Source organism: Flavobacterium sandaracinum, assembly GCF_004349135.1.
GTDB lineage: Bacteria > Bacteroidota > Bacteroidia > Flavobacteriales > Flavobacteriaceae > Flavobacterium > Flavobacterium sandaracinum.
This window is the reverse complement of record NZ_SMFN01000003.1, coordinates 113,921-137,716: the sequence shown is the minus strand read 5'-3', so window position 1 is coordinate 137,716 and position 23,796 is coordinate 113,921. Positions and strand designations below refer to the sequence as shown.

The window sequence follows — 23,796 nt, the reverse complement described above, 5'->3', positions numbered from 1 at the left end:
CTATATTGTTAACAAAAACGAAATAGTATCGGTGTTATCTGCGTAATTCCATAATCGGGGATTTTGGGTTTGTCCAAATGCCACGCTGTTTTCTATAGTCTCATCAGCAACGATACATTGCAATAGCTCATTTTCAGACTTTAATCTTGTTTTTAATTCATTTATATCCTCGTAAAACTCGTAAAAAACACTCGAAATAGGCGAGGCATGACTTTGATCTTCTTTCAACGTAAGAAATCCGTTATCCAATAATTTGAAATTACTCATCAGAAAAACGGCTTTGTTATAATCGTAATTGTTGGCGTATTTTTCATAATGAATGACGTCTTGGTAAGCAAATATCGCTTCAAAAAACGGAACAAAGGAATATCCTTTTGGCACAAAAAGTTTAGAAACATTGCGGCAACCCAATCCAAAATAGCGAAAAATATCTTCCCCCAAAGCGGTAAGTTGTTCTTTGGTTTCATTTCCAATTAAAACTGCCACTGAATTTCTGCTTTTTCGAATAATAGAAGGTTTGTCTTTAAAATAATATTCAAAATATCGGGCTGTATTATTGCTTCCTGTAGCAATAACGGCATCAAAATTCTCTAATTTCCCCTTTACAAAAGTAATATTCTGAGCTAATTCTGGCTGAACTGCAATAATGTATTTCGCCAAAAAAGGTAACAAATGCTGATCATTTGAGGATGTTTTTACCAAAACAGTATTTCCTGTAATCAAAACCGAAAGGAAATCGTGAAAACCCACTAGTGGAATATTTCCAGCCAAAATTAAAGCGATGTTTTTGGATTTTCTATTTTGTAAATCATATTCGGAAAGCCATTTTGTCAAATTTTCGTCCGTTAGGGCTTCTGCCCAGGATTGTATGGAGAAATAAACGTTGTCCGTAGTATACCAGCCATTGTGTGACTGAGACAGATTTATCAATGCGATAAAAGCATCAAAAAATGTCTCGTTATGCAAAACAGCTGGGTTTTTGACCGTGTTGTCCTTAGAAAACTGACCTAGAAATTTTCCTAATTCAACAAAAACACTTTTTTTTGTTTCTAATGTCATTATGTTTGCTTATGAATAGTTTAGATTGTAATTTTGCACAAAAATAAGGATAAAGTATTTAGGCATTGTTAAAAAAACGGAAGTTTTAAAAACAAACTACATTCCTAAAAACGGATCCTTTTAAACAAAGAACAATGGCAATTATTATAACAGACGAATGTATCAATTGTGGTGCTTGTGAACCCGAGTGCCCAAATACAGCAATATATGAAGGAGCAGACGATTGGAGATTTAAGGATGGAACTAAACTTAAAGGGAAGGTAATTTTACCTGATGGTACTGAAATTGACTCTGATGAAGCTCAAACTCCAATTTCTGATGAAGTATACTATATTGTACCAGGTAAATGTACCGAATGTAAAGGTTTTCACGATGAGCCTCAATGTGCAGCAGTATGTCCTGTAGATTGTTGTATCCCAGATGATAATCACGTGGAAAGCGAAGAGACTTTATTGAACAGACAAGCTTTCTTACATAACGAATAACACTATTCTGATAGAAATAAAACAAAAAATCCTGAGTAAAACTCAGGATTTTTTGTTTTATTTTTTTCGTGCGACAATTACGAAAGTATCATAGGCATAAGTTTTTCGATCGATTGTTTGTATAACTTCAAATCCATTTAGATACAGAAATAATTGTATTTCATTTAAAGTAAAAACGCGAACGGTAGAAAAATCATCTGCAATTATTTCCTTTTTATTGTTTTGAAAAGTATAGTATTGCGCACTCCATTCCAGTAAAAAATTTTCTGACGAAGTTGTTCTCCAGTTGCTGGATCGATAGTAAATCAAATCTTCAAATGGAGCTTCATGAAGTATAGCTTCATTATCCTTGGTAAATGGAATAAACCTATTGGCATCTATAAAATCAAAAATAAGGGTTCCTTCTTCGTTTAGGTTTTTATATATGGATTGAAAGGTGTTATTTAGATCTTCATTTGTGATTAAATAACTAGTTGAGCGTCCTGTAATTAAAATAGAATCTACTGGTTGCTCTAATTTAAAATTCCTCATGTCACCATGCAAGAAAATCCCTTTTTTGTTTCGCTCTTGTGCAATTGCTATCATGCTTTCGCTATAATCTAGACCAATGTAAGTAGTGTTATGAGCTAAAAATCGCTTCGAGAGATTGCCTGTTCCGCTACCAATTTCTAAAACAGTTTTACCATGACAATCCTGAATTAAATTGTTGTAGAAGTTAAACTCCTCATCGTAATCTATAAAAGTTTGGTACATAGCATCATAGATTGCTGCCATTTTTCCGTTGTAAAGATTTGCCATGCTGCTTGTTGTTTTACGTAAAGTTTTGAAGAAATATACCAAATGAAAAAGGGCTGTCTAATTGTGACAGCCCTTTTCTTAATTATTTTAGGATAAAATTTAGAATTTATAGTTTAAAGATAAATTAAACATCGTTCCTAATTGGCTAAAGTGATATCCATCATACGTCATTTGAGAATAACGACCATTGAAAGTAACTAAATTAAATTGAGCTCTAGTTTGAGCTGGATCGTTTAAAATAGCTGTACCAGCTGCGTTTTCAGCTTTAAATTTCCATTCAGGTAATACATTTAATAGGTTGTTTACATTTAAGGCTATTGTTAGTTTGTCACTAGCAGCGTAATTAACACCTAAATCAGTAACCATTTTTGTTAAAAATTCTACTTTTAAATCATTTGACATACCAGCATTCTTAAATTTTGTAGGTCCAAATACAGTATTGTTCAAAGTAAATCCAAATTTTCCAAGTTCATATTCTGCACCACCAATAATTTTAAATTGTGGTCTTGAAGTAAACAATAGTGCTTCTTGTGTTTGATCAATTACTGATTGGTTAACTGCTACTACACTTGCTGGATTTTTTACAGGTCCATCAATTTCGTTTTGTAAAGTATAGTTACCAGATATATTAAAGCCCATTTTTCCAGACCCTACAATTAGATTTTTGTATCCTGCAACAAGATCAATACCTGATGTTCTAGAATCAATACCATTCACAAAAAATGCTGATGTGTTAGTAGGAGAAAATGTAATAGGGTTTCCTAAAACAATTCTATCTTCCACTTTAATATTGTAATAATCTATTGTAAGATTAAAATTCTTATTTGGTTTCAAACCTATTCCAGCAGTAAAATTAGTAGACTTTTCTGAGTCTAATTTTGGAACACCACTTGCTCTAGCAGCTGATGATACATTATTTATTAAACCTTGCACAACAATACCTTGTCCTGGAACAAATGAGGATTGTGATTTTTGAGTGTAAATCTGGTGTAAAGATGGAGCTCTAAAACCTGTTGATAAAGAAGCTCTTAATGTAATTTTATCGTCAGAAAATTTATATCTTGTACTGGCTTTCCATACAGTTGCACTACCAAAATCACTGTAGTCTTCATATCTAACAGTACCATTAACTAAGAAATCTTCTGTTATGTCTAATGCAACATCTAAATAAAGACCTAGGTTGTATCTGTTGAATTTACCAGAATTTTCTGGAGTATTACCTTGAAATGAATCGGCTCCACTTCTGTTTCCAATATAGGAAGCTAGATCTCCTGCGAAAATTTCAAAATTTTCAGTTCTAAATTCAGATCCAAAACCTAAGCTTAATTGATCACTTAAATTTTTGGAAATATCGATATTCCCTACATAATGATTGAATGAAGTTCCACCTGGTTTAAAAGTAATTGGAGTAGATATACCATATAAAAAGTCCTCTCCTGGATCTTTACTATCATTACCATTAGCATCATTAAATGATCTGTTTTGAGAATTTGAAACGGTGTATATTTGCGTATTTCCTCCAGTAGTTAAACTTACATCTGTATTCCAACCATTTTTTGTTGATTTGTAGCCGATTGTTGCATTGTAATCATTAAGATCACCTTCGAATGTTGGCACATAACCTTGGTATGATGCAGCAGTACCGTCGCCAAATAATGTTGCTAAATAAGGCATGTCAGCTACTGATCTCCAGTATGGAGTTCTGTAATTAGCAAACGAATTTACTTTTTTGTAAACGTATGCTGCATTATAATACATTTGATTGTTTTCATTGTAATCAACCCCACCATTTACTAAAAATTTAGCGGCTGCTGTTTCTGGAGATCCGTTTACGTTTCCAGCATCAGGTTTTAAAGCTAAGAAAGCATTCACATCTGCAGGATTAGCACCAAAATCAGCGATTTCGCCATCTGCATTTACTCTTCCAGGTCTATTCGCTAATGCTACTTTTGAAAAGTCAACAGTATAATTGATAAATCCTTTTTCACCAATAGTAGAACCATTGTTTAAACTTACACCATACATTTCTCCATCGCCTTCACTAGTTATTCCTGTTCTCAATGTTACAGATCCTAGAGAAGCGTTCTTTTTTAAGATGATGTTCATTACACCCGCAATGGCATCAGATCCATATTGAGCAGATGCTCCATCACGAAGAATTTCAACTCTTTCAATAGCATCGGTAGGAATCGCTGAGATATCCGAACCTGTTTCTCCACGTCCTGGAGAAGTTTGTGTATACACAAGTGAACTCATGTTTTTTCTCTTTCCATTAATCAAAATTAACGTTCTACTAGGTCCCATATTTCTAATTTCATACGGATCCAATAATGAAGTCGCATCATTTACAGGTGTTTGAACCGTGTTGAATGATGGAATTTTGTATTGTAATGCTTTATCAAATGAAGCTTGTCCAGTTGATGTCAAGTCTTTTGAAGATAAAACATCTATTGGTAGTGCTGATGTCGTATTACTTCTTGGCGCCGTTCTGGTTCCAGTAACTACAACTTCATCTAAGTTTTGTCCACCTTCTTCTGATAAAATCACGTTCAGGGTTGCATCTGTGACTACTTTTTCCAATTTAGAAAAGCCTACATAGCTAAAAACTAAAGTAGCTCCTTCTTTTACTTTAATCTTGTATGCTCCATCCATGTCAGTAGAAACTCCGTTTTGCGTACCTTTTTCTACAATATTAACACCTGGTAATGCATTGCCGGTGTTGTCTTTTACTACTCCCGAAACTTGTTGCTGCGCAAAAGCAAACGAGACGTTTAGCAGGATTAATAATAATGCAAATTTTTTCATAATAAGTTGTATTAGGTTTTTGTTTTGGTTTGAAATCAGCCGCAATATAATTTTTTTTTAACACAATTATAACATATTTTTCAAATTTCAGTAAAAAAAATATTAGCCTTTTTTAATGCCTAATTTTTAATTATTTAAAACATTTTTAAAATGGTATATTTGCAAACTTTTAGCGCTTATTCCGTATTTTAATTTTAATATCGTATGAGTTATAAAAGCAGCATGTATTCGTACGGAATTCTATCCTTAGAATAGAAAAGGGGCGATGCAATATTCCATTAAAAAAACAAAATAGTATCTACCGATGAAAGCAGGAATTGTAGGATTACCGAATGTTGGAAAATCAACATTATTCAATTGTTTATCAAATGCAAAAGCGCAAAGTGCTAACTTTCCTTTTTGTACAATCGAACCTAATATAGGTGTTGTAAATGTTCCGGATTCCAGAATAGAGAAATTGGAAGAATTAGTAAAACCAGAGCGTGTGCAAATGGCTACTGTTGATATTGTTGATATTGCAGGATTGGTAAAAGGAGCTAGTAAAGGGGAAGGTCTAGGAAATCAGTTTCTTGGTAACATTAGAGAATGTAATGCAATTATTCACGTATTGCGTTGTTTTGACAATGATAATATTGTTCACGTTGATGGTAATGTAAATCCCATTCGTGACAAAGAAACCATCGATATTGAGCTGCAGTTGAAAGATTTAGAGAATGTTGAAAAACGTTTGGAGAAAGTAAATCGTGCAGCCAAAACAGGCAACAAAGAAGCACAAACCGAAAAAGCACTTTTAGACCGAATTAGAGAGACGTTACTGCAAGCAAAATCAGCTAGAACGGTGACTCCGCAAAACAACGATGAGGAAGTTTTAATGGAATCTTTTCAACTGATTACTGCAAAACCTGTTTTGTACGTTTGTAATGTAGATGAGAATTCAGCGGTAAACGGAAATGCCTACGTAGATCAGATTCGGGAATTAGTAAAGGATGAAGATGCCGAAGTGATCATTCTTTCTGTAGGAGCTGAGGCTGATATTACCGAATTAGAAAGCTATGAAGAGCGTCAAGTTTTTCTTGAAGATATGGGATTAACTGAGCCAGGCGCATCAGTTTTGATTCGTGCAGCGTATAAATTATTGAAGCAACAAACTTATTTTACCGCCGGTGTCAAAGAAGTTCGTGCTTGGACTATCAATGTTGGTTCTACTGCGCCACAAGCTGCAGGAGTTATTCATACTGATTTTGAAAAAGGGTTCATTCGCGCTGAAGTTATTGCATACGAAGATTTCGTTCATTATAGATCAGAAGCCAAATGTAAAGAAGCTGGAAAATTCAAAGTAGAAGGAAAAGAATATATTGTTAAAGATGGTGATGTAATGCATTTCCGTTTTAACGTCTAGTCCTTGCGAGGAACGAAGCAATCTCATTACGAAAACACCAAACCTGCAGAAGAAATTTTGCAGGTTTTTTTATGTCTAACATTTTTTGGACCTAATCCAGCTTTGCTCTTCAAACGAAGTTCACTGAACACCAATGAAAATAAAACTTTGGTGAAGTAATATTTCCCCATCCATCTCTTTTTTCTAAGTCATAAAAGAACTTCCGTTGGTCGCTCTTTTATGTCAAGAAAAAATGACATGGATTTGAAAAATGCTTTCCGTTTCAATCTGGGGTAAAAGTGATGCAGAGAAAAAAATGAAGATTCGTTTTTCTTTTTTGTTTTGTAATCTGCGAATCAGCGGCGAATTATTTTATTACTGTTTTATTTTCACTACTTTTAACAAAAACGAACAATCATGAAAATAATTGCCTTTGGCGCAAGCCCTAGTAAGAATTCCATCAATAAGAAATTAGCGACCTACGCAGCTCATTTATTTGAAAATGGAGAAGTTGAAGTTTTAGATTTAAATGACTTCCAAATGCCAATATATAGCGTGGATATCGAGAAAGAAACAGGACACCACGCATTGGCGCAAGCGTTTTTAGATAAAATTGCTACTGCTGATATTTTGGTGGTTTCCATGGCAGAAAATAATGGAAACTATTCCGTGGCATTCAAAAATGTTTTTGATTGGTGTACTAGAATAAATGCAAAAGTTTTTCAGGAAAAACCCATGTTGCTGATGGCCACATCTACCGGAGCAAAAGGAGCAGCAAGCGTATTGGGAATTGCTAAAAATGCATTTCCATTTTATGGTGGAAATATAAAAGAAACATTTTCTTTACCTAGTTTCGATGCTAATTTTGATATTGTAAACGGTAAGATTTCCAACTCTGAATTGGATAACCAGTTGAAAGAACTTGTTAAGAATTTTTAATCTTTTAATTTTTTAATGTTTAAATCTTGAAATAGAAAATGTCAATATCATTTTTGATAACTTTGATGGTTTCCTATTTTAATTTTTATCGAATTACACTACATTAGCACCAAATCCACAAAACCTACAATGTCCGATCAAAATCAATATACCGAAGATAACATTCGGTCACTCGACTGGAAAGAACATATTCGCATGCGTCCCGGAATGTACATCGGGAAATTGGGAGACGGTTCCTCGCCAGATGATGGTATTTATATTCTTTTAAAAGAAGTTCTCGACAACTGTATCGATGAATTTGTCATGGGAGCGGGTAAAACTATTGAGGTAACCATCAAGGATAAAACCGTTACCGTTAGGGATTACGGTCGGGGGATTCCATTGGGAAAAGTGATTGATGTAGTTTCTAAGATGAATACTGGAGGAAAATACGATTCTTTGGCATTTAAAAAATCCGTTGGTTTGAATGGAGTTGGTACAAAAGCAGTAAATGCTTTGTCTAATTATTTCCGTGTAGAATCCGTTCGGGATGAAAAACAAAAAGCAGCAGAATTTTCAGCAGGAAACTTAGTTCTCGAAGAAGCTATTATTGAAACTACGAAACGCAAAGGAACTAAAGTTACTTTTATTCCAGATGAAGCGATTTTCAAAAACTACAAATTCCGTTACGAATATATTATTAAAATGCTTAAAAACTATTGTTATCTAAACAATGGTTTAACTATTTTATTCAATGGAGAAAAATATTTTTCTGAAAATGGTCTGAAAGATTTATTAGAAGAAACCATTAATGTTGAGGATCTTGAATACCCAATTATTCATCTGAAAGGCGATGATATAGAGATTGCTTTGACCCACAGCAAAACACAATACAGTGAAGAATACCATTCCTTCGTAAATGGTCAAAATACAACGCAAGGAGGAACGCATCTCGCCGCTTATCGCGAAGCAATCGTAAAAACGATTCGGGAGTTTTATAATAAAAGTTTTGAAGCTTCAGATGTTCGAAAATCTATTGTAACAGCAGTTAGTATCAAAGTAATGGAGCCGGTTTTTGAGTCACAAACCAAAACCAAATTAGGATCAACTGATATGGGTTCTGAGCCAGGAATGCCTTCGGTACGTACTTTTGTAAATGATTTTGTGAAAACAAAGTTAGATAATTATCTACACAAGAATCCTGCAACTTCAGACGCATTATTACGCAAAATTCTCCAAGCCGAAAGGGAACGAAAAGAGCTTTCTGGTATTCGAAAATTAGCAACTGATCGTGCTAAAAAAGCGAATTTACACAACAAGAAATTAAGAGATTGTCGCGCCCATCTTCCGGATACAAAAAACCCTAGGAATTTAGAAAGTACGCTTTTTATTACTGAGGGAGATTCAGCTTCTGGGTCTATTACAAAGTCTCGCGATGTCAATACACAAGCAGTTTTTAGTTTGCGTGGTAAGCCTTTGAACTCCTACGGAATGAGTAAGAAAATTGTTTACGAAAATGAAGAATTCAATTTACTACAGGCGGCATTGGATATTGAAGATGGATTAGAAAAATTGCGGTACAACAACATTGTAATCGCAACCGATGCCGATGTCGATGGAATGCACATTCGATTGTTATTGATTACATTTTTTCTCCAGTTTTTTCCTGAATTGATCAAAGAAGGGCATTTGTATATCTTGCAAACGCCACTTTTTAGGGTTCGGAACAAGAAAGAAACCATTTATTGCTATTCTGAAGAAGAACGTAAAGAAGCCATCGAAAAACTAAAACCAAAACCGGAAATCACAAGATTTAAGGGATTGGGAGAAATTTCCCCAGATGAGTTCAAGAATTTCATTGGAGAAACCATTCGTTTAGATCCTATTATGATGGACAAGAACACCTCAATTGAGCAGTTATTGTCTTTCTATATGGGTAAAAATACGCCAGACAGACAGGAATTTATCATCAAGAATTTGAAGGTGGAATTGGATGTAATTGACAAAGTTTAAAAAGTTATAAGATGCCTACAAAAAACACATTAATTTTTACCGCTTTATTATTTGTGATTAGTTTTTCTACTACTTTTTTTATCATAATGAGCAATGATCATGAAGAATGTGAAACACTTGTGAAAAAAGAGGTGGATCAAAATGGAATTGAAGTTAAAAAGGAAGAGCATATTTGTAAAGAAAAATATTCTTTTTAGCATTTTAGAAAAAATCCAATCAACTACTATTCAAGAGAATATATTTAATGAAAGACGAAGACGAAGATAACATCATCCCAAATGAAGACGAATCGCAAGACGAAACAAATGATTCAAACGAATCAAATGACGAAGGTTTTGAAGATATAATCTCTTCTGGAGGGCAACATTTTTACGATAATCAAGAAGACGGAAACGATACCATTACCAAAGTTACGGGAATGTACAAAGACTGGTTTCTAGATTATGCATCGTATGTAATTCTGGAGCGTGCCGTTCCTGCTATTGAGGATGGATTTAAACCGGTACAACGCCGAATCATGCACTCGCTAAAAGAGCTAGATGACGGCCGTTATAATAAAGTTGCCAATGTTGTTGGGCACACTATGCAGTATCATCCCCACGGTGATCAAAGTATTGGTGATGCGATGGTGCAAATTGGTCAAAAAGAATTATTGATAGACTGTCAGGGAAACTGGGGGAATATTCTAACAGGTGATGGTGCTGCGGCTTCGCGTTACATTGAAGCACGTTTGTCTAAATTTGCTTTGGAGGTTATTTATAGTCCAAAAATTACGGACTGGGGTGTTTCTTATGATGGACGAAGAGCGGAACCGAACAATCTTCCGGTGAAGTTTCCGCTGCTTTTAGCACAAGGAGCTGAAGGTATTGCAGTCGGTCTTTCGACAAAAGTGTTGCCTCATAATTTCAATGAATTAATTGATTCTTCGATAAAAATATTAAAGGGAAAACCTTTTACACTGTATCCGGATTTTATGACACAAGGTATTGCTGATGTGTCTAATTACAATGATGGATTGCGTGGCGGACGGGTTCGGGTGCGGGCTAAAATTGGTCAACTCGATAAGAATACGCTCGTAATAACCCAAATTCCGTTTTCTACAAATACAACAACTTTGATTGATAGTATTTTGAAGGCGAACGAAAAAGGTAAAATCAAAATCAAAAAAATTGAAGACAATACCGCTGCTGAGGTAGAGATATTAATTCATCTTTTTCCGGGTGTTTCTCCAGATAAGACTATCGATGCTTTGTTCGCATTTACGGCTTGCGAAACTTCGGTGGCGCCATTGGGTTGTGTGATTGAAGATAACAAACCGCTGTTTATAGGCGTTTCTGAAATGTTGAAAATATCAACGCACAGAACTGTTCAATTGCTTAAAAGCGAATTGGAAATCCAATTGAGTGAATTGGAAGAACAATGGCATTTTCTTTCTTTGGAACGAATTTTTATTGAAAATAAAATCTATCGTGACATTGAAGAAATGACGACGCGGGAAACGGTAATAAAAGCGGTTGATGATGGTTTAAAACCACATACGAAACATTTAAAGCGAGCGGTTACCGAAGACGATATTCTGCGTTTATTGGATATCCGAATCATGCGTATTTCTAAATTCGATAGCAATAAGGCACAAGATAAAATAGAATCACTTGAAGGCGATATCGAACAAGTAAAGCACAATTTAGAACACCTTATTGATTTTGCGATTGCTTACTTTACCAAATTAAAAGAGAAATACGGAAAAGGACGCGAACGCCAAACGGAACTTCGAATTTTTGATGATATTGAAGCTACAAAAGTGGTTTTAAGAAACACTAAATTATACGTCAATAAAGAAGAAGGTTTTGTGGGTACAAGCTTGAAAAAAGACGAATATGTTACGGATTGTTCGGATATTGATGATGTAATTGTTTTTCTTCGTGATGGAAAAATGATGATTACCAAAGTAGATGCAAAAACCTTTGTGGGTAAGGATATTATTCACATTGCTATTTTTGACAAAAGTGATAAGCGTACCATTTACAACATGATTTACCGTGATGGAAAATCAGGTCCATCGTATATCAAACGATTCAATGTTTCGGGAGTTACGCGTGACAAAGCGTATGATTTAACCAATGAAACTGCGGGTTCTCAAGTGGTATATTTTTCTTGTAATCCAAACGGTGAAGCAGAAGTGATTACCATTTTATTGCGCCAGGTGGGAAGTGTCAAAAAACTTAAATTCGATATTGATTTTGCGAGTTTAGCGATAAAGGGACGTGCTTCCAAAGGGAATTTGGTAACCAAGTATCCCATCAAAAAAATCGAATTGAAAGAGAAAGGAATTTCTACTTTATTGCCAAGAAAAGTCTGGTTTGATGACACGGTACAAAGGCTAAATGTGGATGGGCGAGGAGAGTTACTTGGCGAATTCAGACCAAGTGATAAAATTTTAATTGTTACGCAAAACGGAAAAATTAAAGTAATTACGCCCGAGTTATCCACTCATTTTGATCAAGATATGATCGTTCTTGAAAAATGGATTCCAAAGAAACCAATTTCAGCCATTTATTATGATGGAGAAAAAGAACGTTATTACATCAAACGCTTTTTGGTAGAAACGGAAAATAAAGAAGAGAGCTTTATTACAGAACATACAAACTCACATCTTGAAATTGTATCGACCGATTACCGCCCTGTTGCCGAATTGGTTTTTACAAAAGTAAAAGGCGTTCAGAAAGAAAACATGACCGTAGACATAGAATCCTATATTGCCATAAAAGGATTTAAGGCGTTAGGGAATCAATTAACAGCAGATAAATTGAAGCAAGTAAACCTTTTAGAGTCGTTGCCTTATGACATTCCAGTCGCCGTAATTCCCGAAGAGTTGGAAGTTTTAGGAAATACTAGTGCCGATGATTCCGATGTTCAATTAGACGATGATGGTCAAATAACTTTAAGTTTAGAATAAAAGAAAAGCGCTCATGGAGCGCTTTTTTTGTGAAATATTATTTCTTTTTCTTTCGCATTTTCATGTTCAGGAATTCTACCCCTAATGAGAAAGCAATAGCAAAGTATAGATAGGCTTTTGGCACTGCTCCTACAGTCTGTCCTACTAATACGGCTTCTGATAAGTGCATGCTCTCCGTGATTAGCATGAAACCAATCAAAATCAAGAAGGCTAAACCTAAGATCTGGATGGAGGGATTATTGTTTACAAATGTTCCTACTGGAACGGCAAACAGCATCATCACACAAACCGAAATTACAACGGCTGTGACCATGATATACAATGCACCTTCTAGTCCATTAGTCATCCCAACAGCAGTAAGAATACTATCAACAGAGAAAATAAGGTCAATCAATAAAATCTGAAAGATTACATTGCCAAATGATTTGGCTGCTGTCGATTTTAAATCCTTTTCTTCTTCGCCTTTGTAATCTACTTTTTCGTGAATTTCTTTGGTACTTTTGTAAATCAGAAACATACCTCCACCCAATAGAATCATTGCTTGTCCATTAAAATGGGCAGAGAACCAACCCCAGTCTATACTAAACCAGGGTTCTTTCATTGCAATAAGAAGTGTGATTCCAAATAATAAGGCAATTCGCATAAACATTGCTAAGAATAAACCAATTTGTGTCGCCTTTTTTCGTTTTTCAGGGGGTAATTTCCCCGTTACAATCGATATGAAAATAATATTGTCAATTCCTAAAATGATTTCAAGAAAAGTCAATGTTAACAGCGCCACCCAAGCGTCAGGATTTAAAAATACTTCCATTTTATTTTAGTTATAAATTATACTACTTAATCCGCAATCTTAGTTACAGTTCCTCTTTGTTTGGCATCTGAACCTACCATTCCAAACTCAAAGGTATAAGAATTTTTTGAGGTTGTCAAAATTTTCATACCAATGGCTTTTTCCTCAGCCATATTTTTAGGATGAATTTTTTGTAAAACATATTCACAATCGTTTACCCATCGGATCGAAGCGGTATCAGTTTTGCCTTCAAAAGTTTCGATTTCAATACTGTCGTTGCGTTTAAAAACAGTAGTTTTTTTGACACCGTTTACTTCATATTCAAACTTGAATTTACCAGTTTTAAAGTCTTTGCAGCTGCGTTCGGCATCATAACAAGATAGTAGTGACAGAAACGGAAGTAGTAATAATATCTTTTTCATTTTTAGTTTATTTTATTTTTTTTGGACCTAATCTAGCTGTACGTTGCAACTCACAAGTCTAAAATCTTTTTTCTATTGACAAAGAAGGAGCTTCCTCTGGTCGCTCTTTTTTGTCAAGAAAAATAGCTTTAAGCCTTGCGTGTTTTTACTTCCATCTGGGGTAAGGTTTTATTGTATTTTAATATCGTATTTGTCCAAGAGTCCAATAATTCCTTGTGTCGAAAATTTAGCTTTTTTCATAGGATTGAATTCGGGATCAATTTTATAATTGTAGGCTGTTGTAAAATCAACTCCTGCCAATTGTGTATCATTGAAGACAGCATTATCTAAATTACAATTCTCAAAAACCGAATTCGTCAGATTGGTCCCAACAAAATTCACTTCTTTCATCGAGCAGGTATTGAATTTTGTCTTGGGCATTTTTTTATTAGCAAAGGAGGAATAATCCAAAACGCAGTCCTGAAAATTGACGTTAAACAAGAAGTCAGTACACATGCTGAAATGGATTCCTAGTAATTTACACTCTTTGAAAAGAACTGTTTTTAAACTCGTTCCTGTTAAATCTGTCATAGCCAAATTGCAATCGATGAACTCGCAATCCATAAAAGTAGTGTTTGAAAAATTACTATTGGAGAAATCGCAATTCTTAAATATACAATCTTCAAATTCTCGATTGTTACTTCTTTTGCCGACCCAGATGACTTTATCAAATGTTTTTTGAATGTGAATTAAGTCTTCCATTAGTCGTTAAATAAGCTTTTCATAATTATTTTTAAACCTGCGTACATGAAATACATTGCGGCACCACAAGCAATAATTCCGATGGCCAATACGAAATAATGCCAGCTATTAGCTTTATTCATAAAAGCATTATAAATCAATGCTGGCCCTAAAAAAAGCAGCGGTAAAGCGCCTGCTAAATATTTAACTCCTTTGGATAATAATTCTTTGTTAGTTGCCATTTTAATTTGGGATTTATGATTTATGATTTGGGATTCACCCTTCCAGCACGTTCTGTATTTAATACTGAAAACCACTACTGTTTACTGACCAGTGTAAGTATCAACTGCTTTCCTTACGTTACCGTATTTTTTTAATAGTTCACTCGCTTCTTCATAGGAAATTGGGATTTCGCCCATAATCATTTTTACACCGCGATCCACGAGTTTGCTGTTACTCAATTGCATATCGACCATTTTGTTTCCTTTTACTTTTCCCAGTTGAATCATGGTAGCTGTCGAAATCATATTCAGTACTAGTTTTTGTGCTGTTCCTGCTTTCATGCGAGAACTTCCGGTGACAAATTCGGGTCCTACAATCACTTCAATAGGGAATTGCGCTGTTTGCGAAAGCGGACTTTCTGCATTACAAGAAATGCTTCCTGTGGTGATATTATTTTCATTGCAAGATTGTAATCCTCCAATAACATAGGGCGTTGTTCCTGAAGCGGCAATCCCAACAACTACATCATTTTTATTTATATCGAATGCCTGCAGATCAATCCAGGCTTGTGTGGTATTGTCTTCGGCATTTTCTACGGCTCTGCGAATGGCGGTATCGCCACCGGCAATAATCCCAATTACCAAATCGAAAGGAACGCCAAACGTTGGAGGACATTCCGAAGCATCTAGTATTCCAATTCGGCCCGAAGTTCCAGCACCAATGTAGAATAAGCGTCCGCCCAGTTTCATTTTAGCAACAATTTCGGTCACTAAAGTTTCTATTTGTGGCAATGCTTTTTCTACGGCAAACGGAACAGTTTTGTCTTCCTGATTGATATTAGAAAGCAATTCTTGAACCGACATTTTTTCTAAATGTTCGTATTTTGAGGATTGTTCGGTGGTTTTAGTAAAGGTCATTTTTATGTTTTTTTAATGGACAATTCGCGAGTTGTCCGTACATATATTTTATTGCGTGAGGGATAATAGCGAAAATCCTTTTTGTCATGTAGCGTTAGCGAAATGAAAAAAGATTGTAGCGAATAGCCCGACCCTTGTGGTCACGCCCAAATTGTAATTTATAAAAAATACGCCAAAGCAATTCCTATTACAATCATGGAAACTTTAGCAATATTGAATTTATGTCCTTCGCTGCTTTCAAAAATGATAGTCGAAGAAATATGAAATAAAATCCCGATGACTACCGCTGTAATTTCGCTGCGATACTGGTTTAATCCTGTAAAATAAGCTGAAGCGAATGTTCCTAATGGTGTCATCAAAGCAAATGTAAGCATAAAGATGAATATCGCTTTTTTATTCAAATGAGAATTGATAAAAAAAGTAGTTAAAATAATAGCGATAGGCAAGTGATGAATGGCAATTCCCAGGGCTAATTTTCCGTGATTATGTCCTACAGGAAATCCTTCTAAAAAGGCATGAATACATAGACTGATGAAGAGCAACCACGGAATATGCGACATGTTTGAATGTCCATGTACGTGACCGTGCTCAGCTCCCTTGGAAAAAAATTCTAATATGATTTGGAATAAGATTCCCACCATTATAAAAAGTCCGATGGAGGGTTTAGTGCTTTCATAAATTCCCGGTAATAAATGCATTACCGTTAACGAAAGCAAGAAGGAACCACTAAAAGCCAATAGTAGTTTTAAGTTGGTTTTGTTCTTTGGGCGGATAATCATTGCGACGATATACCCTATAAGCACCGAAAGTAATGGTAAAAGGTAATTCATTTATTTAAAAATCATGATTAAGCGTTCGCTATCGGTTTTATGGAATTTTTTTAATTTGTAATCGCCAAAAATATCCAATAGATAAATTCCGGCTTCTTCCATTAATTCCTCAAAATCTTTTAGGGTTAATGCTTTTACTTTTTCCGTGAAGTGAAATTTTTGCCCTTTGTCTTCAAAGTCAATTTCTTTGTAAATATGACCGTCTTTTAGATAGCGTTTGATTTGAAAATCGATTCCTTCGACGGTTTTTGTTTCTTTCGGAACCAGTGTTTCAAGGACTTGGGCGACGTTCATAAAGTCAATCACGGCAAAACCATATTCAGATAGACTTTCTTTGATGGCTTTTAATGTTGTGAGATTGTCTTCGTCATTTTCGAAATAACCAAAGCTGGTAAATAGATTGAAAATGGCATCGAATTTTTCTTCAAACGGTTCACGCATGTCGTGTACTTTGAAATGAAGGGTTTCATTCGTGTTTTTTGAAGCTTCAAGAATACTATTCTCGGATAAATCAGCTCCAAGAACCGTAAAACCTAATTGATTTAAATAAATAGAATGGCGGCCTTTGCCACAGGCTAGATCTAATACTGTTGCCTTTTCAGGAAGGTTAAGATAATGGGTAAGATTGTCCATGAATACCTGTGCTTCTCTATAGTTTCTATCCTTGTATAGGATGTGATAATAGGGAGTATCAAACCAGGAAGTATACCAGTTTTCAGTTGCTTTCAGTTGGTTTTCAGTTGGTGGATTTTGTGCTGCAGACATTTATTCTTTTTCAATTAATTCGATTGATGCAAATTTAGTGTATTTTTGCAGAAAATAACTATTTCACAGCGATTCAAATGGGGTAACAGTAGGATATATATTTTACCACATAGAAAAATAGAAATCGTAATAAGAGGAGGATTTTTTTATTTTTTTTGACTTACCGATGTTTAATCCTAAAAATAAAATAATTTTTTGTTTAAAAGTAGAGCATCTATTGCGAAAAGTGGGAAGCTTTGATTGTTAGAATAGCGGTTTAATTAGAATTTACTTGTTGGAATTTATATAAAAGATGGAAAATAATTTTAAAATGGTTGCCAAAACCTTTTTTGGTTTTGAAGAAATATTAGCAAAAGAGTTGCAAAACCTAGGCGCACAAAACGTAGAGCAAGGGGTTAGAATGGTTAGTTTTAAAGGAGATAAAGGCTTCATGTACAAAGCAAATTTGTCTTTGCGTACGGCTTTGAAAATCTTAAAGCCTATTTATTTTTTCAAGGCAAATAACGAACAGGCTTTATACAAAGGGATTTCGAGCATGAATTGGTCAAAATTACTAAATGCTAATCAGACATTTGTGATTGATACCACGGTACATTCGGAATATTTTAATCACTCGGAATTTGTTTCCCAAAAATGTAAAGATGCTATTGTAGATCAGTTCAGAGAACGAACGGGGCAACGACCAAGCATTGACAAAGTACATCCTGATTTAAGAATCAACATCCATATCGATAAAGACCAAGTTTCAGTTGCACTAGATACATCTGGAAATGCGTTGAATCAACGTGGGTATAGAACGGCTACTAATATTGCTCCTATAAACGAGGTTTTGGCAGCAGGAATTCTATTGCTTTCGGGTTGGGACGGTCAAACAGATTTCTTGGATCCTATGTGTGGTTCAGGAACATTCTTAGCCGAAGCTGCTATGATAGCCTGTAATATTCCAGCAAATATTAACCGTAAGGAATTTGCTTTCGAAAAATGGAACGATTGGGATAATGACTTATTTGACAGTATTTCTGATAGTTTATTGAAACGAGTTAGAGAGTTTCATTACACGATAAAAGGCTATGATAAAGCACCTAGTGCGGTTCAAAAAGCCAAAGACAATATCAAAAATGCCAATCTTGATGAGTATATTTCTATTGAAGAAAAAAACTTTTTTGATACTGAAAAATCCTCGGAAGGGAAATTACATGTTGTTTTCAATCCACCGTATGATGAGCGTTTGGACATTCACATGGAAGAATTCTACAAAAATATTGGTGATACTTTGAAGAAAAATTATCCTGGAACTAATGCTTGGATGATTACAGCGAACTTGGAAGCACTGAAATATGTTGGACTAAAACCTTCTAGAAAAATCAAGCTTTTTAATGCTGGTTTAGAAGCACGTTTGGTAAAATATGAAATGTACGAAGGAAGTAAAAGAACAAAGTTTCAAGTAACAACGGATGATGCTGAATAAGCAGGATTCAATTTTTTACTTTCCATCTTTGATTTTAATAACTTAAGACTTAAAAAATGACCAAATTACAAATACGAGCATTCCTATACCAACTGGGATGTTTTGCCATATTATTTATTTCTGCCCGATACGTAGTAGAACATTATACTAATTTAACCGGATTTTGGATTCCGTTAACCGCTTTTGTCATTGGAACGCTTTTGTCGCCAAAATTCCATGCGATAAAAACTAAAGACGGAGAGAAATTGTTCATGAAGTGGATTTTCATGAAAGGAATTAAGGAAATAGGATAGTTTAGAAATCTTAAGTTATTCTATTTTTAAAATATTGACCGCTAATTCGCTAATTTTTATTTTTTGTAAAAATTAGCGAATTGGCGGTTATTTTTCTTCTACTTTTTTCGCAACGATTTTCTTCTTATAAATAGGAACGAAATAAGTAACTGTATAATTGAATCCTACTCCAAAACTACCGTCGTAGGTTCTATTAAATCCAGGAATGTATAAGTTAGAGAAATTATCTGGTTCCTTGTTGGTTACCAATCGGTTCAATCGAAGGCTGAAACCTACAAATACATTGTCAAATACTTTGGCTTTTATTCCAGCCACCACTTCAATCCAACTCGCGGATAATCCATCAAACTTTTTACCAGATGGAATTATTGGAGTTTCTGCAAAATATGGGTTTGCATTATAAATTCTGTAACTGTTTAATTGCTGATTAAAAGTACTAAAACCGTAGCGCATCCCAATAGAAATAATATTTTCCATATCGAGCCAGTTTTCGTAGGCATTGTAATCAAAACCAACTTTTAAATACGAACCTTTGGTTGTGAAATTAACGCGGTCATCATCAGTTGTTTTGTTTTCGTTACCTAGCTCGGCGGCCAAAAAGTATTTTTTTGTCAATCTATAATCCCCTACGAACTCAATTCCTTTGTAGTTACTATCATATAAACCACGTGTTACTTTATAGAGATCTAGTCCCACACGTACGCCATAGCGATCTGTTTTTAAGGGAATCGAATCACTCTTTATAATTTTAGGACTAATTTCGACTAACGGCAATTGTGCTTCAGGAATAATCTGGTTCGTTTTGGCGGTTTTTGAATCACTATTGACAGGCTTTGTTTGCTTTGCCTGTTCGCCTTTTGGCGTCGTTTCCTGCGCTTGTGCAAAAGTCAACAACAATAGGAGACAAATACTAAAAAAAGATCTTAATGTGTGTTTCATTTTCGTTTTCGATGTTATTTTTTTCAACCGATATAAATTTGATCCATTTTACATTAGCCGCTGTTGCATCGGTGTGCGTATAGGGATTGGTTGGGTCTAATGTAAAAATAGTTTTGTAGCCACAAGCTCTGGACACAAAGAGTTCCTGAGTACTATAGTCAAATCGAATAATGTCCTCATCAACTAAAGCTGGATTTGAATTGCCAGAATTCAGCGTGAAACTATAAGTGGTAGTCGTTCCAACTGTTTTTAACGGAATAGAAATCATACTTCCACTAGTTGTTTCAGCTCCGTTAAAAAGAATTCCAGTAGTCATTCCTTCGCCTACCACTTTTAGATTGGATACGTTTTTTAAAACCGAAGGATTCAAAAAATCATAGAAACCAATCACCAATCGTGGTGTTGTGGGTGTATTTGCATCGCAAATATCGTCTTTCTCACAACTGGAGAAGGATAGTGCTACTGCAAGTACTAATAAAATTATTTTTTTCATTTACAATTTTTTTGTGGAAACCTGTATATAATTAGTATGCCTAAGAGGCATTTTGAATGTCAATATGATGTCAATTTTTAAAGTCTACAATTAAAAATCGTTAATCAGCAATCAAAAATCAATTATCTTCTTTCTAAAAGCACCACATTTTCTACGTGATGTGTTTGCGGAAACATATCTACAGGGCGCACGCGTGTTACTTTGTATTTTTCGTCCATTAAAGCCAAATCACGGGCTTGTGTAGCCGAATTACAACTTACATAAACTACTTTTTCAGGAGCAATTTTCATAATCTGTTCGATTACATCTTTATGCATTCCGTCTCTTGGTGGATCTGTGATAATCACATCAGGATGACCGTGTTGTGCGATGAAATCATCGTTGAACACCACTTTCATATCTCCTACAAAAAATTCACAATTCGTGATTTCATTGCGTACCGCATTAGTTTTGGCATCCTTAATCGCATCAGGAACACTTTCTACACCTATAACTTTTTTTGCTTTTTTTGAAACAAATTGAGCTATCGTTCCTGTTCCAGTGTATAGATCATACACAATTTCATTACCGGTTAATCCAGCAAAATCACGTGTTATTTTATATAATTCATACGCTTGATCCGAGTTGGTTTGGTAAAAAGATTTTGCATTAATGCTAAATTTTAACCCTTCCATTTCTTCAAGGATGTAATCTCTTCCTTTGTATAATTTAATATCGGTGTCGTATAGCGTATCGTTTGCCTTATTATTTACAACATATTGCAATGACGTAATTTGAGGGAATTTCTCGTAGAGGTGATCCAAGATTAGTTCTCTATTGGCTTTGTCATTTTCAAAAAACTGAATCAAAACCATGATTTCACCAGTCGAAGCCGTACGCAACATCAAGGTTCTCAATAAACCTTCATGCGCTCTTGGGTTAAAGAAGGTCAGTCCATTTGCATTAGCAAAATCCCTTACTTCATTGCGAATGGTGTTTGATGGATCTTCCTGTAAATGGCATTTATTAATGTCCAAGATTTTATCCCACATTTTTGGAATGTGAAATCCTAATGCGTTTCTGTTTCCTAAATCTTCGGTGCTGTCAATTTCTTTTTCAGTCAACCAACGGCTGTTCGAAAATGAAAATTCCATTTTATTTCTATAAAAGAACTGTTTTTCAGAACCCAAGATTGGTTCAAATTCTGGAAGTTCTATTTTTCCGATGCGTTGCAAATGATTTTTTACCTCATTTTGCTTGTAATACAACTGTTGGCTGTATTTCATATTTTGCCATTTACAACCACCACAAACACCAAAATGCTCGCAAATAGGTTCTATACGATGCTCTGAATATTCGTGAAAGTGAATCGCTTTTCCTTCGTAATACGCCTTGCGTTTCTTGAACGTTTGCACGTCGACTACATCGCCGGGTACTACATTAGGGATAAAAACTACTTTACCGTCGGGAGCTTTTGCCACCGATACGCCTTTTGCACCAGCATCAAGGACTTTTATTTGATGAAAGACAACTTTGTCTGTATTTTTCTTAGCCATAGCGCAAAAATAAGCGATTGAATGGTTTTATAAATTCAATTTTGTAAATATTTTCAAAAAGTCTCCTTTTATTTTGTGCCTCATCTTGCTTTTCGCTGTAAATCCGCTTCCCTTCATCTTAAAATCGGCAACAAAAAGAGCTTGATAGCGCTCCCATGCTAGGGCAATTTTATTTTTAGGGCCTTGTCAGTACCTCTTTTTCTATTGCATTAGTGGTACACATGCCGTTTATAGGCTTGGCCAAGCATTTCAAGCGCAACAACTGGAAAATAAAGGATTGAAGCGATAACAAGACCTCAGTCTGCTCTAGAGTTTTGTCTCTACATGGAAACAGTTTTGGTATCGAATTATAGCGATAGAAAAAGTTAAAAAAGGAGTGCGTACCTACCTGTTTCAGCATGCGTTAGGATTGGGAATGTAAATTAGCAACACTTGCTTTTTGAGTGGGAACATTTCCTATATTTCTAAAATCTCTTCCCGTAGGTTCTTCAAAAACTTCTAGTTGAAATTGAGAGGTTATAGTGAGTAAATGATCAAAAATATCGGATTTAATGACCTCATGTTTTTCCCATTCTTTTTCATAAGTAAAACAATAAATTTCTAAAGGCATCCCTTGAGAGGTTGGATCTAATTGCCGAACCATAGTCGTCATCTCCGTATTGATTTTCGGATTTGAAAGAAGATAATTTTCTGCGTAAACTCTAAAAACACCAATATTAGTTAGGCTTTTGATATTGACTGGATTGGACTCATTATCAATTAGTGAAGAATTGGATTTCTTGATCTCAATTTCTTTTTGAAGGATATAATCTCTTATAAGTGTGTATTGCTTAAATTGTTCTAGCATTTGATTATCACAAAAACAAAAGCTACTTACCTTGAGATAGATGGCTCTTTTGATTCTTCGTCCTCCTGAATTACTCATTCCACGCCAGTTTTTAAAAGAATCAGTGATGAAAGCATAGGTTGGAATTGTAGTAATTGTTTTGTCCCAGTTTTGAACCTTGACGGTGCTTAAGTTGATGGACATGACGTCTCCATCAGCATCATATTTTGGCATAGCAATCCAATCGCCCACGCGTACCATATCATAAACAGACATTTGAATACTTGCTACAAAACCTAAAATAGTGTCTTTGAAAATTAATAACAATATAGCGGTCATGGCTCCCATAGCACCTAAAAAGTAAAATGGACTCTTTCCTAAAAGTAACGACAAAATAAGAATTCCACCTACGAAATAAACGACGATATTTAGTACTTGAATGTAACTCGTAATAGGTTTGTCCTTGAAAATAGGAGATTTGGACAGAATAACATCAAATACCGCCAGTAAGGCAATGATGGTCCAAATGATGACCAAAAGAATTACAATCATCGCCAAAGTAACAATATAACTAGACAGTTTTGGATATTCGACTAAAATGGAAGGCACGGTGAAAATGACAAGAACTGCTGGAATAATATAAGCCAGTTTGTCAAATATTTTTTTCTCAATTAAGAGGTCATCCCACGTCATCTTAGTTTTTAAAAATAGCTTATGTATTGCGTTAACAATTAATTTTTTGGTAATCAACCAAGACACAATACCTATAAGGAACAAACAAAAAAGAAGTATCGGGAGATTGATGTAATAAGCGATTCGGGGATCTATGTTAAAAAAATCAGTCAACCAGGAAGAATCTATATTTATGGAAGGGTATTTTTTGGCTAATACAATCATTATTTTACTTTGTTTCATACAAAGGTAACATTCGCAAGTGAAGACAAGGCCAGATGCTTAGGATTGGCTTTTTCTTAACACTACACAATGGATTAATAGTAATCGAAAATTTTTACCAACGGGTATTTTTATCTAATTACAGTACTTGTTTCGGCTAGTACAATTCAAATTTAGGTTATTTCGATTTAACTCCCGTTCTGATTATTTTGAAGTTGAGAAATAGGCTTTGATTCCAAATGCAATAAAGAACGGTTTGATAAAGGACAA

The 23,796-nt window shown here is 34.9% G+C and carries 22 protein-coding genes; 8 read left to right on the top strand and 14 right to left on the bottom strand.

Going from position 1 to position 23,796, the window contains the following annotated elements:
- Complete coding sequence (locus E0F91_RS03910) at positions 1-1,059, bottom strand: acyl-CoA reductase (RefSeq protein WP_132065048.1); 1,059 nt, start codon at positions 1,057-1,059, stop codon at positions 1-3.
- A gap of 134 nt (positions 1,060-1,193) precedes the next feature.
- Between E0F91_RS03910 and E0F91_RS03905 the strand changes: the two genes are divergently transcribed.
- Positions 1,194-1,544, top strand: a complete 351-nt coding sequence (locus E0F91_RS03905) for a 4Fe-4S dicluster domain-containing protein (protein WP_132065047.1) — start codon at positions 1,194-1,196, stop codon at positions 1,542-1,544.
- Positions 1,545-1,601: 57 nt separating this feature from the next.
- Here the strand turns inward: E0F91_RS03905 and E0F91_RS03900 are convergent, their stop codons facing one another.
- Positions 1,602-2,342, bottom strand: a complete 741-nt coding sequence (locus E0F91_RS03900; protein WP_132065046.1) for a class I SAM-dependent DNA methyltransferase — start codon at positions 2,340-2,342, stop codon at positions 1,602-1,604.
- A gap of 99 nt (positions 2,343-2,441) precedes the next feature.
- Positions 2,442-5,147: a TonB-dependent receptor gene (locus E0F91_RS03895; RefSeq protein WP_132065045.1), complete on the bottom strand. Its 2,706-nt coding sequence runs from the start codon at positions 5,145-5,147 to the stop codon at positions 2,442-2,444.
- A gap of 304 nt (positions 5,148-5,451) precedes the next feature.
- On the opposite strand from E0F91_RS03895, the gene ychF reads away from it, so the two are divergent.
- The 5 genes from ychF to E0F91_RS03870 all read left to right on the top strand — a co-directional run bounded on the left by ychF (position 5,452) and on the right by E0F91_RS03870 (position 12,412).
- Complete coding sequence (gene ychF, locus E0F91_RS03890; RefSeq protein ID WP_132065044.1) at positions 5,452-6,546, top strand: redox-regulated ATPase YchF; 1,095 nt, start codon at positions 5,452-5,454, stop codon at positions 6,544-6,546.
- Positions 6,547-6,942: 396 nt separating this feature from the next.
- Positions 6,943-7,464: an NADPH-dependent FMN reductase gene (locus E0F91_RS03885; protein WP_132065043.1), complete on the top strand. Its 522-nt coding sequence runs from the start codon at positions 6,943-6,945 to the stop codon at positions 7,462-7,464.
- Between the two features lie 129 nt (positions 7,465-7,593).
- Positions 7,594-9,456, top strand: coding sequence for a DNA topoisomerase IV subunit B (locus tag E0F91_RS03880; protein ID WP_132065042.1), 1,863 nt, complete (start codon positions 7,594-7,596; stop codon positions 9,454-9,456).
- 11 nt (positions 9,457-9,467) lie between these two features.
- The gene (locus E0F91_RS03875; RefSeq protein ID WP_132065041.1) at positions 9,468-9,653 is read left to right on the top strand and encodes a hypothetical protein; all 186 of its coding nucleotides are present in this window, start codon (positions 9,468-9,470) and stop codon (positions 9,651-9,653) included.
- Positions 9,654-9,700: 47 nt separating this feature from the next.
- On the top strand, positions 9,701-12,412 hold the full coding sequence (locus E0F91_RS03870; RefSeq protein WP_132065040.1) for a DNA gyrase/topoisomerase IV subunit A: 2,712 nt from the start codon (positions 9,701-9,703) through the stop codon (positions 12,410-12,412).
- A 37-nt stretch (positions 12,413-12,449) separates the two neighbouring features.
- Here E0F91_RS03870 and E0F91_RS03865 read toward each other — a convergent pair whose 3' ends face one another.
- The 7 genes from E0F91_RS03865 to E0F91_RS03835 all read right to left on the bottom strand — a co-directional run bounded on the left by E0F91_RS03865 (position 12,450) and on the right by E0F91_RS03835 (position 17,078).
- The gene (locus E0F91_RS03865) at positions 12,450-13,223 is read right to left on the bottom strand and encodes a TerC family protein (RefSeq protein ID WP_132065039.1); all 774 of its coding nucleotides are present in this window, start codon (positions 13,221-13,223) and stop codon (positions 12,450-12,452) included.
- A 26-nt stretch (positions 13,224-13,249) separates the two neighbouring features.
- Positions 13,250-13,624 (bottom strand): DNA topoisomerase IV, encoded by a 375-nt coding sequence (locus E0F91_RS03860; protein WP_132065038.1) that lies wholly within the window; start codon positions 13,622-13,624, stop codon positions 13,250-13,252.
- Between the two features lie 168 nt (positions 13,625-13,792).
- Positions 13,793-14,365 carry a pentapeptide repeat-containing protein gene (locus E0F91_RS03855; RefSeq protein ID WP_132065037.1) on the bottom strand — a complete coding sequence of 191 codons (573 nt, stop codon included), beginning with the start codon at positions 14,363-14,365 and terminating at the stop codon, positions 13,793-13,795.
- Positions 14,365-14,586, bottom strand: coding sequence for a DUF6095 family protein (locus E0F91_RS03850; RefSeq protein WP_132065036.1), 222 nt, complete (start codon positions 14,584-14,586; stop codon positions 14,365-14,367). The genes E0F91_RS03855 and E0F91_RS03850 overlap by 1 nt, the downstream gene beginning before the upstream one ends.
- 81 nt (positions 14,587-14,667) lie before the next feature.
- Positions 14,668-15,483 (bottom strand): N-acetylmuramic acid 6-phosphate etherase, encoded by an 816-nt coding sequence (gene murQ / locus E0F91_RS03845; RefSeq protein WP_132065035.1) that lies wholly within the window; start codon positions 15,481-15,483, stop codon positions 14,668-14,670.
- A 158-nt stretch (positions 15,484-15,641) separates the two neighbouring features.
- Positions 15,642-16,313, bottom strand: a complete 672-nt coding sequence (locus E0F91_RS03840) for a ZIP family metal transporter (RefSeq protein ID WP_132065034.1) — start codon at positions 16,311-16,313, stop codon at positions 15,642-15,644.
- A complete protein-coding gene (locus E0F91_RS03835) occupies positions 16,314-17,078 on the bottom strand; it encodes a class I SAM-dependent methyltransferase (protein ID WP_132065033.1) in 765 nt (254 codons plus the stop codon). It abuts the gene before it with no gap.
- A 292-nt stretch (positions 17,079-17,370) separates the two neighbouring features.
- On the opposite strand from E0F91_RS03835, the gene E0F91_RS03830 reads away from it, so the two are divergent.
- Together E0F91_RS03830 and E0F91_RS03825 are read left to right on the top strand one after the other, a co-directional pair.
- Positions 17,371-18,546: a THUMP domain-containing class I SAM-dependent RNA methyltransferase gene (locus tag E0F91_RS03830; RefSeq protein WP_132065032.1), complete on the top strand. Its 1,176-nt coding sequence runs from the start codon at positions 17,371-17,373 to the stop codon at positions 18,544-18,546.
- A 56-nt stretch (positions 18,547-18,602) separates the two neighbouring features.
- Complete coding sequence (locus tag E0F91_RS03825; protein ID WP_132065031.1) at positions 18,603-18,839, top strand: hypothetical protein; 237 nt, start codon at positions 18,603-18,605, stop codon at positions 18,837-18,839.
- An 87-nt stretch (positions 18,840-18,926) separates the two neighbouring features.
- Here the strand turns inward: E0F91_RS03825 and E0F91_RS03820 are convergent, their stop codons facing one another.
- The 4 genes from E0F91_RS03820 to E0F91_RS03805 all read right to left on the bottom strand — a co-directional run bounded on the left by E0F91_RS03820 (position 18,927) and on the right by E0F91_RS03805 (position 23,547).
- Complete coding sequence (locus tag E0F91_RS03820; RefSeq protein ID WP_132065030.1) at positions 18,927-19,778, bottom strand: DUF6048 family protein; 852 nt, start codon at positions 19,776-19,778, stop codon at positions 18,927-18,929.
- The gene (locus tag E0F91_RS03815; protein WP_132065029.1) at positions 19,750-20,271 is read right to left on the bottom strand and encodes a DUF6452 family protein; all 522 of its coding nucleotides are present in this window, start codon (positions 20,269-20,271) and stop codon (positions 19,750-19,752) included. Before E0F91_RS03815 ends, E0F91_RS03820 begins: the two co-directional genes overlap by 29 nt.
- Before the next feature lie 122 nt (positions 20,272-20,393).
- Entirely contained in the window at positions 20,394-21,806 is a 1,413-nt protein-coding gene (rlmD, locus tag E0F91_RS03810; RefSeq protein WP_132065028.1) for a 23S rRNA (uracil(1939)-C(5))-methyltransferase RlmD, read from the bottom strand.
- Positions 21,807-22,209: 403 nt separating this feature from the next.
- Positions 22,210-23,547, bottom strand: coding sequence for a mechanosensitive ion channel family protein (locus tag E0F91_RS03805; RefSeq protein ID WP_243698833.1), 1,338 nt, complete (start codon positions 23,545-23,547; stop codon positions 22,210-22,212).
- Between the last annotated feature and the right edge of the window lie 249 nt (positions 23,548-23,796).